The 15,855-nt window shown below is 63.4% G+C and carries 14 protein-coding genes; 3 read left to right on the top strand and 11 right to left on the bottom strand.

The window, feature by feature from the left end; translation table 11 throughout:
* Nucleotides 1–8: 8 nt before the first annotated feature.
* The 9 genes from GCN78_RS26645 to GCN78_RS26605 form a co-directional block, all read right to left on the bottom strand.
* Complete coding sequence (locus GCN78_RS26645; protein ID WP_152254395.1) at nt 9–1,241, bottom strand: TerD family protein; 1,233 nt, start codon at nt 1,239–1,241, stop codon at nt 9–11.
* Nucleotides 1,238–2,233: an HpcH/HpaI aldolase/citrate lyase family protein gene (locus GCN78_RS26640; RefSeq protein ID WP_152254394.1), complete on the bottom strand. Its 996-nt coding sequence runs from the start codon at nt 2,231–2,233 to the stop codon at nt 1,238–1,240. Before GCN78_RS26640 ends, GCN78_RS26645 begins: the two co-directional genes overlap by 4 nt.
* Nucleotides 2,226–3,332, bottom strand: coding sequence for a cysteine protease StiP family protein (locus tag GCN78_RS26635; protein WP_152254393.1), 1,107 nt, complete (start codon nt 3,330–3,332; stop codon nt 2,226–2,228). The genes GCN78_RS26640 and GCN78_RS26635 overlap by 8 nt, the downstream gene beginning before the upstream one ends.
* The gene (locus GCN78_RS26630) at nt 3,329–4,081 is read right to left on the bottom strand and encodes an HAD family hydrolase (RefSeq protein WP_152254392.1); all 753 of its coding nucleotides are present in this window, start codon (nt 4,079–4,081) and stop codon (nt 3,329–3,331) included. The genes GCN78_RS26635 and GCN78_RS26630 overlap by 4 nt, the downstream gene beginning before the upstream one ends.
* Entirely contained in the window at nt 4,059–5,216 is a 1,158-nt protein-coding gene (locus tag GCN78_RS26625; RefSeq protein WP_152254391.1) for a phosphoribosyltransferase domain-containing protein, read from the bottom strand. Before GCN78_RS26625 ends, GCN78_RS26630 begins: the two co-directional genes overlap by 23 nt.
* Nucleotides 5,213–6,250: an ATP-grasp domain-containing protein gene (locus tag GCN78_RS26620; protein ID WP_152254390.1), complete on the bottom strand. Its 1,038-nt coding sequence runs from the start codon at nt 6,248–6,250 to the stop codon at nt 5,213–5,215. The genes GCN78_RS26625 and GCN78_RS26620 overlap by 4 nt, the downstream gene beginning before the upstream one ends.
* 98 nt (nt 6,251–6,348) lie before the next feature.
* Nucleotides 6,349–7,065 (bottom strand): TIGR00266 family protein, encoded by a 717-nt coding sequence (locus tag GCN78_RS26615; protein ID WP_035826041.1) that lies wholly within the window; start codon nt 7,063–7,065, stop codon nt 6,349–6,351.
* 129 nt (nt 7,066–7,194) lie between these two features.
* Entirely contained in the window at nt 7,195–7,770 is a 576-nt protein-coding gene (locus GCN78_RS26610) for a TerD family protein (RefSeq protein ID WP_046682304.1), read from the bottom strand.
* 100 nt (nt 7,771–7,870) lie between these two features.
* Entirely contained in the window at nt 7,871–8,953 is a 1,083-nt protein-coding gene (locus GCN78_RS26605; RefSeq protein WP_152254389.1) for a DUF475 domain-containing protein, read from the bottom strand.
* A gap of 236 nt (nt 8,954–9,189) precedes the next feature.
* Between GCN78_RS26605 and GCN78_RS26600 the strand changes: the two genes are divergently transcribed.
* The 3 genes from GCN78_RS26600 (at nt 9,190) to GCN78_RS26590 (ending at nt 14,252) form a co-directional block, all read left to right on the top strand.
* The gene (locus GCN78_RS26600; protein WP_152254388.1) at nt 9,190–9,615 is read left to right on the top strand and encodes a divergent PAP2 family protein; all 426 of its coding nucleotides are present in this window, start codon (nt 9,190–9,192) and stop codon (nt 9,613–9,615) included.
* Between the two features lie 239 nt (nt 9,616–9,854).
* Nucleotides 9,855–11,027 carry an efflux RND transporter periplasmic adaptor subunit gene (locus GCN78_RS26595; RefSeq protein WP_152254387.1) on the top strand — a complete coding sequence of 391 codons (1,173 nt, stop codon included), beginning with the start codon at nt 9,855–9,857 and terminating at the stop codon, nt 11,025–11,027.
* Between the two features lie 3 nt (nt 11,028–11,030).
* Nucleotides 11,031–14,252: an efflux RND transporter permease subunit gene (locus GCN78_RS26590; RefSeq protein WP_152254386.1), complete on the top strand. Its 3,222-nt coding sequence runs from the start codon at nt 11,031–11,033 to the stop codon at nt 14,250–14,252.
* A gap of 98 nt (nt 14,253–14,350) precedes the next feature.
* Here GCN78_RS26590 and GCN78_RS26585 read toward each other — a convergent pair whose 3' ends face one another.
* Complete coding sequence (locus GCN78_RS26585; RefSeq protein WP_152254385.1) at nt 14,351–14,674, bottom strand: hypothetical protein; 324 nt, start codon at nt 14,672–14,674, stop codon at nt 14,351–14,353.
* 240 nt (nt 14,675–14,914) lie between these two features.
* Nucleotides 14,915–15,838 carry an SAM hydrolase/SAM-dependent halogenase family protein gene (locus tag GCN78_RS26580; RefSeq protein WP_152254384.1) on the bottom strand — a complete coding sequence of 308 codons (924 nt, stop codon included), beginning with the start codon at nt 15,836–15,838 and terminating at the stop codon, nt 14,915–14,917.
* Nucleotides 15,839–15,855 lie beyond the last annotated feature (17 nt).

The following is a 15,855-nucleotide window of genomic DNA, read 5'->3' as shown; positions in this document are numbered from 1 at the left end:
AGAAAGAGTTAGTCTTTCCGTCCGGCTTTCCAGTTCAAGCCGAAATTGTAGCGTTCGTCCATGGCCTGGTGCGCCGTGATTTTACCTTGGCCGCCGAAGTATTCCACCAATTTTGTCACCTGCAGGTTGCCGCCGTGGTTTTCCAGCATGGCGATGGCGCACATGGCGTGCTGGCTGTCGCTGTCGAGGCGCACTTCCACCGTCGGCTGACCGGGAATCTCGATGGTCACGACGCCATCCGTGGCGGCCCAGTTCGGCACGCCTTCGTAGATGAAGGCGTACACGAGCACGCGCTTGATCTGGTCGAAATGGGTGCCGTTGATGAAGATGTTTTCGCCGCTGCTGACGCTGCCCGTGCGGTCGTCGCCTTCCAGGTGGATGTACGGCGGCCGGTCATACGCGCCCCAGCTGTTGCCCAGCGCCTGCACGGCGCTCTTGGCGCCGCTGCTCATTTCGAACAGGCAGCCGATGTCGAGGTCGATGCCGCCCGCGCGGCCGGCCGGCTTGTTGAACAGCTTGCCAAGGAAACCCGTGTCGAGCTTGGAGGCGGGCGCCTGGCCTTGCGACGCGTTCTGGTTCCAGTTCAGGTTGACCCGGATGCGGCCATAGCCGCCGCTGTCGCGCTTGTCGAGCGAGATCTTGTCGCCGCGTTTTTCCAGGCGGATCTTTGACAGCGAGATTTTATTCGCCGCCGGCGGGGCCGCCGGCGTGGGTGCTGGCGCCGGGGCCGCTTGCGCCGCCTCGCTGCCGCCGAAGTGCTTCAGCAGCGCCGCCAGGCCGCCTGCAAAGCCCTGGCCCACGGCGCCGAAGCGCCAGCTGCCGTCGCGGCGATACAGTTCGCCGATGATGACGGCTTTCTCGTCCTGGAAGTCGGTGCCCGTGAAGGCGAACGTGGCCGCCTGGCCCAGCGCCATGCTGGAGTTGCCCAGCGCGCGCATGCTGCCCTGTTCCGTCGCCGCCGTGAACACCAGCTTGTCGATCGAGGCGGGCAGGCGGGAAAGGTCCACCTGGAAGGTGGAGCGGGGGCCGTTCAGCTCCACCGTGACGGCGTTGTCCGGCGCGCTTTTCTGGTTGTAGAACACCATGTAGCGGTCGTCCGACAGCTTGCCGGCCGCATCGACGCCGAAGCAGCTGACGTCCACTTCCATCGAGCCCGATGCGATATCGAGCGTGACGGCAAACGGGCCAATCAAGCCCAGGTCAGCCAGTTTGCCTTTTTGTCCGCGTGTGAAATTGGTCATGGTCGTGCAGTCCCTTCGTCGCTGGAGAGTTGAGTATTCAAGGAGTGATGCAAATGGGGTGCTGACGCCGCGGCGCCGTCGGCCGCATGGCGGATGCCGAACAGGCGCGCCTGCTCGATGATGCGCTGCGCCCAACTGCTGTGCGTGGCCACTTCGCACATCGATTCCTGCATGCGGAACACGGCCGGGCTGTCCGGGTCGATGATGCGCAGCGCCAGTTCGATGTCCGACTGCGCCACCTGATAGTGGCGCTCGATCTGCGGCACCTGATCCGGGTGGATGGCCGTCTTGGCGATCATGCCGTGCGCCATGTCCTGCGCCACTTCGGCATCGAGCCAGCTGCCCTGCGACAGGTGCTCGAAGACGGGCGCCGTCAGCTGGAAGCCGTGCGGCTTGAAGATCGTCACCAGGCGGCCGATGACCTGGCCCAGCGGCGTTGAATAAATCGTGCCGCTGGTGGGGCGGCGCAAGCCCAGCAGGGCTAATAAATCGTTGCCGCCGATGCGCAGGGCCAGGATGCGGCGCCGCACTTCCGGCGCCGACAGGACGATGCGGAACTGCTTCATTTCCTCGTCGTCGAACACTTCCGCCGTTTCCAGGGTCGGCATCAGCAAGTGATGCGTGTGGCGCACGAGATCGAAATACGCGGCGAAATTGTGGCGCGTGGACTTGGGCAGCACGAAGCCGCTCAATTTGTCGGCGCCCGGCATGGCCAGCACGCGCGCCAGCACGTCGAGATTGCGCACGCGCACGAAGCGCAAGGTATCCGATTCCTCGCACATGTTTTGCAGCGCCAGCGACAGGTTGAACAGCGCGTAACTGAGGTCGCGTTCCGCGATGGCGTCTTCGGTGCAAAGGATGACCGAGCGCAGATGGCTGAATTTGTCGCCATTGGCGATCGCCAGCAAGTCCTTGTGCGTGGTCGGCACATACATGGAGGCGCCCAGTGCCGCCTTATGCTCGCTTTGTGGGTGTAGGGAGTTGTTATCCATCGACTGCGCTCCTGATGAGGGCGACCGCCTGGTAAGGCAGCGCCGGTTCTACTGTGACGGGTATGGCTTTTTCCTGCGCCAGAAGCAGCAAATGTGCCACGTCCGGCGCATTCGTGTCGCGCACGATCAGGCGCTCGGGCACGCGGCGCAGCAGCACGCGGGTCGCTTCGCCGATGCCTGGCTTGATCAGGTTGATGTCGCTGATGCCGTATTGCTGCTGCGCGGCGGCCATGTAGGCTTGCGAGCGGGCCGCCATGGCTGGCGCATCGCTCGCTTCGGCCAGCGGAATGCCGCTGCTGGCGGCGACCGCCATGGCGTCGGCCACCAGGCCGTCGGCGAAGGTGCGCGACTGGTCGTGCTGTTCGAACTGCGCGTAGTACACGCAGCCGTGGAAGTCGTCCGGACCGATGGCGTCATTCAACACGGAGCGGCTGACCAGGCCCGAGACGGTGGCGTTGAGGATGCTCGACGGGATCAGGTAATCGCTGGCCGAGGCGGCGCAGGCGGCCGTGCCGGCCAGATCGGACAGCACGAACAGGCCGCCGTCGATGGCCGTGCCATGCGCCGCGTTGAAGTCGTTCACCGTCTGGCGCAGCTCGCGCGAGATCACGCCCTTGCCCGTCCAGCCGTCGACGAAGACGATGGATTCGGCAGCATGGCCCTGCGCCAGGATGTGTTTCAGGGCGTTCGCATCAATGCCGCGGTCGCGGATGATGGAGACGGAATAATGGCTGCACTCGCGCTGGAACACCTGGCGCAGCAGGTGGCCCAGGATGACGCCCACGGGCGTGCCGGCGCGCGCCAGCGACACCAGCGTGATGGCGCCAGTGCGGCGCGCCGCGATCAGGGCCGCCAGGCGCAGGCAGTCGCGCGCCATTTGCAGGCGGTTGGCCGCGAACGCGCTCTGGAACAGCGCCAGGTAGGCGGGCGAGGGCAAGGATTCCGGCGACAGCATTTCGCTGTAGTGGCGCTGGCCCGACTGGATCAGCCGCTCTTTTTCGGCCAGGTCGAGGATAGGTTCGAGCGCCATGGGCGTGAGCAGAAATTCCACGTCTTCCTGGCGGTAGCTGCCGCTGAAATGCTGCATGCCTTCGGTCATAGCGCCGCCACCGTGAGTGCCGCCAGCTGGGTGCCGTTGGGGATGATGGCGTAGTCGCAGGCGGCCATGAAGCGGGCGTCAGAACGGCTGTCGCCCATGCCGAAGCTGACGATGGGGCCGTGTTCGGCTTCCAGTTCCGCGCGCAGGTAAGCCACGGCGCGCGCCTTGTTCAGGGTCTTGGGCAGCACGGCCAGGTTGTTGCCGTTGCGGTGGATGAAGTAGTCGGCGCCTTCGGTGGCGATCCACTGTTGCAGCACCTGCTCTTCGATGTCGGCCAGGCGTTCGCCGCGCGCTTCATGGTCCTTGACGACGATGTAGAACGGCGTGTTGTAGTCTTCGATCAGGCGCGCGCGCGAGGGCATGCCCGTCTTGACCTGGAAATCGTCGATGATGCGCATGGCGTCCCGCAGGCCGGGCAAGGCCGTCTGCATGTCGTCCTGCATCAGGGCCAGCCAGCCCGCGTCGAGCGCGCCGCCAGGCTGCAGCACGATGCCGCCGTAATCGAGCACGCTGTAGCTGGTAAACGGCAGGTCGACGCGGCGAAACGCGTCGCCGTTTCGCGCCGTGGCGGGAATCAGGGTCATGCCGCTTTGCGCGAACTCAAAGAAGGCGCGCTGGCGCGCCGTCGTAAACGAGCAGGCGTCGCCATTTTTCAAATAAGCGGCCGCTTGCAGGTCGGTCTCGCCCGGGCATTTTTTCGGGGTCTGGAACAGTGTGTCGTCCAGGTCAACAAACAGGAATTTCTTCAATTTTGGTCTCTGACTGAAAGTGGAACAGGCGGCCATTGAGCTGGCCGGCGAGTTGCATGAGGGCCGGGCTGGCCGGGGTTTCATGGCAGATGAAAACGTGCTGGTACTGGCCAGGCGCCACGTTGTACAGGTAGTTGGCGATGCCTTCGCCGTAGTTGTCGTCGCAGCGGACGATGTGGCCGACGGCGCCCCACGACAAGATCGGCGAGCGCGTGGTCGATTGCACCACGACGTTCTTGCCCAGGCTTTCCAATTCGCGCGCCAGCAGGAACGACGGGTGCATGAATTCGCCCGTGCCCAGCACCAGCACGGAGTCGCCGGCGCCGATTTCCTGCGCCAGCCGCACCGCCAAGCCTTGCGGCGGCGTCAGGGCGCGTCCTACGCCGATGCGCCCGAAGGCGGGGCTGGCGCCCCGTTCCGCATTCGCCTCGAAGCGCTGCGCGCTGGCCGCCACGGGAGCCGGCGCGTCGCCGGCCTGGAAGGCGTACTGGCCGGAGAGCGCCGCGCCGATGCTGGTGGGCAGGCCGAAACGCTCGCTCAAGCCCGCGTTGGCGGCCTGGCCCATGAAATTGGTGATCACGCCCAGGTGCAGCTTTTCCAGCTGCGGATAGCGCGCGCGGCACACTTGCACCAGGTTGGCGAAGGTGTTGCCGGTCGACGCTTCATCGTCGATCAGCACCAGGCTGCGCGCCGTGGAAAACAGCGCGCTGGCCGCGTCGGACAAATGCAGGAACTGGCGCGGCGCGTGGCTGTGCGATTCCTCGAATTCGAAGAAGGGCACGCTGCCCACCCGATAGCGCGAGCTGTGCAAGAACAGCGCCTTGCCATTCGGATTGGCGCGCAGCCACGCATCGAACACGCCCTGGCCCAGGCCGACGGCCGTTTCCGCCATGGCGATGAAGACCACGGGACCGGGCAGGCTGGGGGGGATCTGCGCGGCCAGGTCGTCGTGGATGGTTTGCATGGCGCGCGGCGTGACGGGCCAGTGCTTGCCCAGCACCTTGGACAGGAACAGGAAGCCGCGCTTGGCGTTGGCGCGCGCGGCAAAGCCGATCAGCCAGTCCAGCGGAAAGCGCGCCTCGTCCACTTTCAGGGTCAGCTCGCCCGTGGGCATCTGCTGCTTGACGAGGTTCATGGCAGTTCCACGGCGTAGGCGGCTTCGCCCACGCGCATGCCTTCGTGGATGGCGGGCACGGTGAGCCTGTCAAAGCCCTGGTCGAAACCGGCCAGCGCCAGGTAGGGCAGGTTGGGGCCTGCCGCGCAAGCCATGCCGATGCCGCCCGACATGCGCGGGTTGATCTCCAGCAGTGCCAGGCCGTTCGCACCTTCGCGGAACTGGATGTTGAAGACGCCGTTCAGGCGGTAGTCGCGCGCCAGTTTGTCGCAGGCCGCCAGCAAGTCGGCGCGCAGCTCGATCAGCTGGCCGCTGCCGCCCCCGTGCAGCTTCTTGCGCGGCACGGCGCAAATGAGCTGGCCCTGGTCGGCCACGCAGTCGGCGCTGTATTCGTGGCCATCGAGGTATTCCATCAACAGCAGGGTCTTGAAGGACTCCATCTGCGCCAGGCCGCTGCGCAGCTCTTGCGCATTGATCTGGTAGGCGGCGCCGGCCAGCAGCAGCTGGGCGCTGCTGCGCTCCTCATCGAGAATGGCAAAGCCCAGCGCATACACGGATTCCGCTGGCTTGATGCACAGCTTGCGATGCAGCGGGCGCAGCTCGGCGTAGGCGGCGTCGTATTCTTCGATGGTGGTGACGGCGCGGTAGTCGGCCGGACGCGCCATCGGCAGATCGAGGCCGTCGCAGAAGCGCGCCTTGTCGTGCATCAGGGTCAAGGTCTCTTCGCTGGCCACGCTGAGCACGCGCGTGCCGAGGGCGGCGAAGCGCGCGCTGGCGCTGCCGATCAGGCCCGCTTCCTTGCCGGGCCAGAAAATCGTGATGCGGCGGTCGCGGCAAAATTCCAGGCACCACTCGACATAATTGTGGCCCGTCAGTCCCGACGGTTCGACCGCATATTCGTGGGCCGACAGTAAGGCCGCCGCGTGCGCGTTCGTATTGCTGCACACGATGTGATAGCGGGGCACGCCGCCCGTTGCGGCCATATCGGCTTCGCGGATCAGGCGCATGGCCGTGCCGACCGAGGAAAATGTTTTGTTGAACCAGACTCTTTGCATGTACGGGGACCGGGTGGAAATAGGGGAAGCCGCGCGCAGGTGCGCGCGCGGGGATTCTAAGTGGCCAGACTTAACCTGGCCTTATAGAGGAGGGGGAATCAGCCGGCTTTGCCGGACGCCGTCCATTTGAGGAAGGCGTCGCGGTTGCGCGAGCAGATGAAGACCTTGCCCGAACCGGAAAAGCGCAGCACGATGCCTTCGCCGCTGGTCACGCTATTGACGATATTGCCGAGGAAGCCGCCGATGCCGCCGCCGCTGGCGCCGCCGCCCGTGGTCACGGAAATCTCGTATTTCAGGCTATTGTCCCAGCAGACCACGTGGGAATTGTCGATCACGACATCCTTGCCCGGCTCGACGTCGAGCTGGAACATGGAGCCGAAGCCCGACACCACCACTTGCCCGGTGCCGGCCGTCTCCATGACGAAGAAGCCGCCCGACTGGGCGAACAGCGCGTTGCCGATGCTTTGCGTGCGCACCTTCATTTCCGTGCCCGAGGTGGCGGCGACAAAGGCGCCGTCGTTGAGCAGGTACTGGCGCGCGCCCACGTCGACCACTTCGATGGCGCCCGGCAGGGTGGGCGAGAGCAGGCAGTCGCCGCTGCCGCGCACCGCTTCGATATGCTGCTGGAAGAACGATTCGCCATTCGCGAAACGGCGCATGATGGCGCTGCCCAGGCCGCCCGTCATCTTGCCTTTCAAGTCCAGCGCCGTTTCCATCATCACCATCGCATCGGATTCGCAATAGATGGTTTCGCCCTGTTTCATGCTGACGTGGAGGAATGGATCGACGTCGCCCGTGACACTAAATACTGGCATGATAAATCTCCAAAAAAAAGCCGCCTGATCTGTGCAGGCGGCAGTGATGATATGACAAAAGTGCAATTCACCTCGGAAAACCGTCGCGGGCACGCCCGATGAGCGGCCGGCAGGTTTAACGAGCGTGAATTAGGCGTTGACGCCGAACGAGCGGGCCAGAGGGCCCAGGCCGCCGTTGAAGCCCTGGCCGATGGCCTTGAACTTCCATTCGCCGTTGTAACGGTAGATTTCGCCAAAGATCATCGCCGTTTCCGTCGAGCTGTCTTCGGACAGGTCGTAGCGGGCGATTTCTTTTTCGCCTTCCGCGTTCAGGCAGCGGATGAAGGCTTTCGAGACCATGCCGAAGTTCTGGCGGCGCGCGTCGGCGTCGTGAATGGTGACGGTGATGCTGATGCGGTCGATGTCGGCTGGCACGCGGGTCAGGTCGATTTCGATGCGCTCATCGTCGCCTTCGCCTTCGCCCGTGGTGTTGTCGCCCGTGTGCACGACGGAACCGTCGGTCGACTTCAGGTTGTTGTAGAAGATGAAGTCAGAGTCGCCACGGACTTTGCCGTCGCTTTTCAGGAGGAAAGCGCTACCGTCAAGGTCGAAGGTGGCGCCGTCCGTCGAACGAGGATCCCAGCCGAGGCCGACGATGATCTTCTTCAGGTTCGGTGCTTCCTTGCTCAGGTTGACGTTGCCGCCTTTTTGCAAACTGATTGCCATGTGGTGCTCCTTTTCAGTAAGTTACTTAAACATGCCTGCATGGGATGAGCGCCAGGCGCTCGTGCCATTACTTCCTCAAATGGGGGCGGCCCCCCCGATTTCAAGCTTGTGCCGCGTGCCGTTTGCGATAACGCAGGGATGACCACAGCGAGACCAGGATGAAGGCCACGCCCGACAGGCCCGTGAACCACTCCGGAATATGGTACTTGACGGACGCCAGCATGATCAAGGCCAGGATGCCGATCGCATAATGGGCGCCGTGCTCGAGGTAGACGAATTCGTCCAGGGTACCCTTGTGCACGAGGAACACCGTCATCGAGCGCACGAACATGGCGCCGATGGCCAGGCCCAGCATGATGATGACGACGTCGTTGGTGATGGCGAACGCGCCGATCACGCCGTCAAAGCTGAACGAGGCATCGAGCACTTCCAGGTACAGGAAGCCGCCGATGCTGCCGCGCGCCACCGTTTTCACCAGGTCGCCATTGCCGTTTTTCGCTGGCGCGGCGCCTTCTTCCGCGTCATCCTGCAAGTCCGGTTCGCCTTCTTCCAGCAAGCCGCTGATCCAGTTCACGCCGATGTAGACGGCGATGCCGACGATGCCCGAGGCCAGCACGCTGTATTTTTGTTCCGCAGGGCCCATCGCCACGCAGGCGGCCACGGCGCCCATGGTGATCAGCACGGCCAGGCTTTCGGTGCCCAGCGCGTTGACTTTTTCCTCGGCCCAGCCCAGCCAGTGCAATTCCTTCTCGTCGTCGAACAGGAAGTTCAGGAACACCAGCAACAGGAAGGCGCCGCCGAAGGCCGCCACTTGCGCATGGTTGTCCGTCAGGTGCTTGGCATATACGTCCGGCGTGGTGGTGGCCATGGTCCATACGTCGACCAGGCCCAGGCCCGTGGCCACCGATACGATGACGAGCGGAAACAGCAAGCGCATGCCGAAGACGGCCACGAGGATACCGACCGTCAAGAACAGTTTTTGCCAGAATTCATTCCAGTGACGCAAGACCGAGGCATTCACGACGGCATTGTCGAACGACAGCGACACTTCCATGACGCCCAGCACGCCCGTGATCCACAGCGCCTGGATCATGCCCGGCACGCCGCCATGGCTGTAACCCCACCAGCCGGACACCGCCATGAGGACAAAAGTGACTAAAAAGGAAATTCTGAAATGCCGCATGAGTACCCCGTTGCAAGTGTTAAGACGTTTGATGATCCGCGCCGCTGTGCGCGCCGCACTCAGTGTTGATATACGTCAATTGTTGTATATGCCATGATTTTATATTAGTTGCCGCCGGGGGCGGCGTTTTATAGGTTGACGACAGACAGTTCTGCTGGCGCGGCCGATCTGCGATAATTGCGGCGCGCCTGTCCCCCCTGACAGACTCTCTACATATATATAAGAAGGAATACCCCGTGGATATCGCTTACCTCGTCACGCCCCTGATCACCTGGATCCTGGTCGGACCGATCAAATTCCTGATCAACAGTGTTCGCACGCGGCAATGGGCGTTCGGCCTGGTCGGCAATGGCGGCTTTCCCAGCAACCACAGCGCCGTCGTGTCCAGCATGGCCACCCTGATCGCCTTGCGCGAAGGCATCGGTCATCCCGCCTTCGGCGTGGCCGTGACCTTGGCCTTCATCGTCATCATCGACGCCAACAGCCTGCGCCAGCACGTGGGCAAGCAGGCGGCCGCCATCAACCGCCTGGCCGGGGAGGCGGCCAGCGCCGCGCACAAGACCTTGCGCGAGCGCATGGGCCATACCCTGGTGGAAATTGCCGGCGGCCTGTGCACGGGCGTGGCCATCGGTTTCCTGATCAACACCGTGTTTGCCCGCTAAGCGTCTTTCCCCTGAAACGCAAAACCCCGCCTGAAGGCGGGGTTTTGCGTTTCAGGGCGTAAAAACTACGTTTCATCCATTGATTAAAGCATTACAGGAACCCGCCGATTGACATGCCCAGATGCGCTCATGGATACTTTGGCGCTTGTGGTTTTAATAAAAATAATTGCCTGTGATCGCCTGCCACCCTATCCGGGCCGCCGGGACGGTCTTGGTGCTTTCTATCCGGAGAATTACCCATGTTGCGCAAAACCCTGTTTGTTCTGGCAATCGCTTCTGCCCTGGCCGCCTGCGGCAAAGAGTCCAAAGATCCCGGCAAGGGCGGCAAGAATGGCAAGGAACAGGCGGGCGCTGCCGTCAATTTGCTGGTTTCCCCGGAAGACCTGCTGACCATTCAGAGCAATGCGCTGGCGTCGGGCCCCGTCATCACCGGTTCCGTGCAGCCCGAGCGCAACGCGGACTTGCGCGCCGAAGTGTCGGCCGTGGTGATCCAGGTCATGAAGGAAAACGGTGAAGTCGTCAAGCGGGGCGACGTGCTCGTGCGCCTGGACGAAACGTCCATCCGCGACAGCCTCAATTCGGCCGAGGAAGCCAGCCGCGCCGCCAGCCAGGTGCTGGAGCAGTCCGAACGCATGTTCCAGCGCATGAAAACCCTGCGCGCCTCGGGCATGACGTCGACGCAGGCGCTGGAAGACGCGGAAATCCGCCGCAACAATGCGCAAAGCGATTTGTCCGCCGCGAAAAGCCGCGCCGTGCAAGCCCGCCAGCAGCTGCAGCGCACCCTCGTGCGCGCGCCGTTCGACGGCATCGTGAGCGAGCGCAAGGTATCGAATGGCGATACGGCGCAAATCGGCAAGGAATTGATCAAGGTCATCGATCCGACCAGCATGCGCCTCGAAGGCCTGGTGTCGGCCGACAAGATCGGCGTCGTCAAGGTGGGCCAGCCCGTGCTGTTCCGCATCAATGGCTATCCAGGCCAGGATTTCGCGGGCAAGGTGCGCCGCGTCGATCCGGCCGCCAACGCCGTCACGCGCCAGGTGGCCGTGCTGGTCGACTTCAACGACAAGGAACAGCCGCGCGTGGCCGGCCTGTATGCGGAAGGGCGCATCGAGACGGAAACCGTCAGCGCGCTGATGATCCCCGACTCGGCCCTGGTGAAGGCGGGCGACGTGACGTACACGTGGAAGGTCAAGGACAAGGCTTTGCATAAAGTCAACTTGCGCATCGGCGCGCGCGACGTGCGCACGGGCCAGTGGGAAGTGCAAAGCGGCCTGGCCAGCGGCGACACCGTGCTGCGCACGCCGGGCTCTACCTTCAAGGATGGACAGAAAGTGGAGCTGACGGCCGCCAAGGCCGTGCCTGCCGCCGCCGTGGCCAGCAGCAGCACCGCCGTTGCCGGTAAAGGAAACTAAGCCATGTTCCTTTCCGATTTCAGTATCAAGCGGCCCACCGCCACCATCGTCCTGATCCTGGCCATGATGTGCGTCGGCCTGCTGGCGCTCAAGAAATTGCGCGTCAACCAGAATCCGGATGTCGAAGTGCCTTTCATCGTCGTCAGCATTCCTTACCCTGGCGCATCACCTGATACGGTCGAGCGCGAAGTGGTGAACCGCCTGGAAAAATCCTTGCAGAGCATTTCCGGCGTGACCGAAGTCAACAGCGACTCGAATGAAGGTTCGGCCAGCATCTTCCTGAAGTTTTCCTTCAATACCAATCTGATCGAAGCGTCCGACAATATCCGCAATGCGATTGCCGCCGTGCGCTACAAGTTGCCGACGGAAATGCGCGAGCCTATCTTGCAGCGCATCGACCCGGCAGCCGAACCGATCATGCAACTGGCCCTGTCGTCGAACTCGCAAAGCCATGCGGAAATCTCGCGCCTGGCCGAGGACGTGCTGTCGGACCGCTTCCGCACCGTCGACGGCGTGGCGCTGGTCAATGTGGGCGGTTCGCTCAAGCGCGAACTGTCGGTGCTGCTGCGGGCGGAAAAGTTGCGTGAATACAATGTATCCGTCAGCGACGTCGTCACCGCCCTGCGCAACCAGAACACGAATGCGCCCGTGGGCAAGGTGCGCGGCACCCTGGACGAGAAAAGCATCCGCCTGGTGGGCCGCATCGAATCGCCAGCTGACTTCGAGAAAGTGGTGATCAAGCGCCGCGGCGAGGAAATCGTGCGCCTGGCGCAAGTGGCCACCATCGAGGATGGCTTTGCCGAAGTCAACAGCCTGAGCATGCGCAGCGGCAAGCCCAACGTGGGCATTTCGATCACCCGCGTGCGCGACGCTTCCACCGTCAGCGTGGCCAACAAGATCCGCGACATGGTGGCGGAAATCAACAAGACCTTGCCGAAAGGCACGATCCTGCAAGTAACGCGCGACGGCGGCGAGAACGCCCAGCATAGCTTGAACAACGTGATCGAATCGCTGGTGCTGGGCGCCGTGCTGACGATTTTCGTCGTCTACGCCTTCCTGAACTCGTGGCGTTCGACCCTGATCACGGCGCTGAGCCTGCCTACGTCCGTGATTGCCGCCTTCATCGCCGTATGGCTGTGCGGCTTTACCCTGAACTTCATGACCTTGCTGGGCCTGTCGCTGGCCATCGGCGTGCTGATCGATGATGCCATCGTGGTGCGTGAAAACATCGTGCGCCACATGCAGATGGGCAAGGACCGCCGCACGGCCGCGCTGGAAGGCACGGCCGAGATCGGCATGGCCGTGGCCGCCACGACCTTCTCCATCATCGCCGTCTTCATCCCCGTCGCCTTCATGCCGGGCATCTCCGGCGAATGGTTCCGTCCCTTCGCCTTGACGGTGACGTGCTCGGTGCTCGTCAGCCTGGGCATCTCGTTCACGCTCGACCCGATGCTGTCGGCCTACTGGGGCGACCCGGTCGAGGAACATGCGGCGCCGAAAAAAGGCATTGGCCGCGTGCTGGAACGTTTCAACCACTGGTTCGACCACCAGGCCGACCGCTACGGCCGCGTGATCGCCTGGGCCCTGCATCACCGCCGCTGGATGGCCGTCATCGCGTTCGGCAGCCTGGTGGGCGCCATCGCCCTGCACGCCACGCATGGCGGCACGAGTTTCTTGCCGGCATCCGATTCGGGCAATCTGATGATCAATGTGCGCACGCCATCGTCGAGCAGCATCGAGTATTCGCGCTTGAAACTGGAAGCGGCGGCCGTGCTGGCGCGCACCTTGCCTGAAACCAAGGATACCAACAGCTCCATCAATGCCGGCGGCGGCCGCGTGTATGTCGACATCGGCAAGCGCAATACCCGCAAGCGTTCGGCCAAGGAAATCGCCGTCGAGCTGCGCGAGAAGATGTCGCGCCTGGTGGGCGCCGAATACGTGGTGCAGGATGACTTGAGCAACGGTTCGCAAAAGCCGATCCAGGTGGAATTCACGGGTCCGGACTCGCGCAAGCTGATGGAAATCACGAATGCCTACATGGACAAGCTGCGCGCCATTCCCGGTGCCGTCGACGTGGGCCTGTCCGAGCAGGATCCGAAAAACGAGCTGCAGATCGAGCTCAACCGCGGCCTGGCCAACTCGATGGGCATTTCTGTCAATGACGCGGCGCAATCGTTGCGCGTGGCATTCGCCGGCGTGGAAGTGGGCGACTGGGTCGATCCGACGGGCGAGACGCGCGACGTGGCCGTGCGCCTGCATCCCGACGACCGCGTGGCATCGGAAAACATCGAGCGCCTGCCGATCAGCGTGACGGGCACGTCGCAAATGGTGCCGCTCGACCAGATCGCCACCATCACCATGGGCAAGGGCCCGTCCGGCATCGAGCACAAGAATGGCAAGCGCACGATCACCGTGTCGGCCAATGCGCAAGGCCGCTCGAACGGCGAAGTGACGAGCGACGCCATGAAGCTGGCCAACTCCATCGACTTCCCGCCCGGCTACGGCCTGGCGCTCGGTGGCGCCGGCCAGGATCAGCAGGAACTGTTCACGGAAATGCTGATCGCGCTGGTGATGGGTATCGGCCTGATGTATTTGATCCTGGTGATGCAGTTCGGTTCCTTCACGGCGCCGGTGGCCGTGATGATGTCTTTGCCGCTCAGTCTGATCGGCGTGGTGGTGGCGCTGGTGATCACGAACAACACCCTCAATCTGATGAGCTTTATCGGCATCATCATGCTGATGGGCCTGGTCGCCAAGAACGCCATCCTGCTGCTGGACGCGGCGCGCAAGCGCGAGGAAGAGGGCCATGGCCGCGAGGACGCGCTGATGTACGCGGGTCGCATGCGTCTGCGCCCCATCCTGATGACGACGTTCGCGCTGATCGCCGGCATGTTCCCCGTGGCGCTGGGCCTGGGCGAAGGCGGCGAGTTCTACCGTCCATTGGCGATCGCCATCATCGGCGGCACCATCACCTCGACGATTCTGACCCTGCTGGTCGTGCCGACCTTCTATGACAGCATCGAGATCGCCCGCGATGGCGCCGTGGCCAAGTTCCACCGCCGCGCCGCGCGCATGCCCGTGGCCGTGGCCATGATCTTGACCATGCTTGAATGCGTGCTGACCTTGCTGCTGCTGCGCTTCGTCTACCGCATGCTGAAGAAGGGCGTGCTGTTCCTGATGGGACGCCGCACGCCGAAAGCGGCGTCCGTCAGCCTGCAAAAGTAGTACCGGGCCAAGGCCAGCTTGCGCTGCGCCGTGGTATTTCAAGAGCCTTCCTCGGAATGCTCTTTTCTTACCTGCCAGGCGGGCTAGGGCGCGGCGCGCTAGCTATTGCGCGCTGGCGGCGTGGTGCCTGTGCCTGTACCTGTTCCCGGTGTCGTGTCATTTTGAGGCGGGGTGGTGGAGGGCGGAGTGGTCGTGCCATCGGGATTGGTGGTACCCGGTGTCATGCCAGGCGTGGTGGTGTCCGGGTTGGTCGTGCCCGTGGTGCCGGACGTGCCGCTGGTGGCGGGCGGCGTTGCCGGCGCAGTGGTAGCGGGCGTGGCGGTGGTGCTGGTGTCGCTGCGTTTGTTGCAACCGCCCAGCAGCGCACAGACGATGGCGCTACCGAGGACGAGCTTGCTGGTGGTCAGGAGGGGAGCCGTCATGATTATTCCTTTTCAGTGGAAGACTGTCATGGAAACGCATGCCTCGCCAGATTGCGTATCTGAAACATGGCTGGCATCGCTTGCAAGGTTTAGAGCGGGTGGACCGGCACAGGTTCACCGGACTTGTACAGGCGTGGTGCTGGCGGGGGCGGGCAGAGCGCTGAGTTTGACGTAGCGCAAACCCGCAATGGATATGGCCAGTTGGACCAGGGCAGGAGGCCCTGGCCGCGTAAGGGCGGTTTATTTGGCGACAGGGGCCTTGCTCACTTCCACTTCCCAATCCACGCCCGACTCGACGTGGTGCTTGGCCGCAAAGTCGCCCTGGCTGATGGCGACGGCCACGTCGAGCAGGCTGTTCAGGTAGACCAGGGGCTTGCCCTTGGCGACGCCGCCGAACGTATGCTCGAATGGCGCCGTGACCTTGGCTACTTGCTTGCCCTTGTGCAAAATGCGCACTTGCAGCGGGTCGTGCAGTGTTACCTGCAATTCGTCGAGCAGGGATTTCGGGATATTCGTCCAGACATTGCCATATTTGACGTCGAGCACGGGTACGATGCCGCGGATGGTGTTGCCGACGCGCACGGGTTTTTGATACGCGATCTTCACCACCGATTCGCTCGGCAATGGCGGGCCCACCTGTTCATACGTGATGGCGCCCGAGGCCAGGCGCGCGCCCACATACGCGTACACGTCGCGGCCATGGAAGGTGTACGACTCGGCGGAACCGGCCAGGCGGTTGACCTTTTCATCGATTTCGCGCAGTTCCGCCACGCCGTCGCGCTCAGCGATCAGGGTGAACAGGCCATTGTCCGGTCCTACGAAGTAGCGTCCCCCCTTGGTTTTCAGCACCACCGACTTGCGCGCCGTGCCCACGCCCGGGTCGATGACGGAGACGAACACCGTGCCTTGCGGCCAGTAATTGGCCGTCTGGTACAGGCGGTAGGCGCCCAGCCAGATGTCGTAGTCGGGAATCTGGTGCGTCAGGTCCGAGATGGTCAGCCGGGGATCGACGCCATAGGCCACGCCATGCATGGCCGACACGGCGCCATCGGCCGTGCCGAAGTCCGTCATCAGCACCAGCGGCGCGGCGGCCTGGGCGGACGACAGCAGGAGGGCGCTCAGGCAGGCGCCGGCGACGAGGTGGGAAATTTTCTTGATGATCATATGGTCTTTCCGTGACG

Source organism: Janthinobacterium rivuli, assembly GCF_009208735.1.
GTDB lineage: Bacteria > Pseudomonadota > Gammaproteobacteria > Burkholderiales > Burkholderiaceae_D > Janthinobacterium.
Note: the sequence above shows the minus strand (reverse complement) of the source record. Positions and strands in the feature narration are given on the sequence as shown.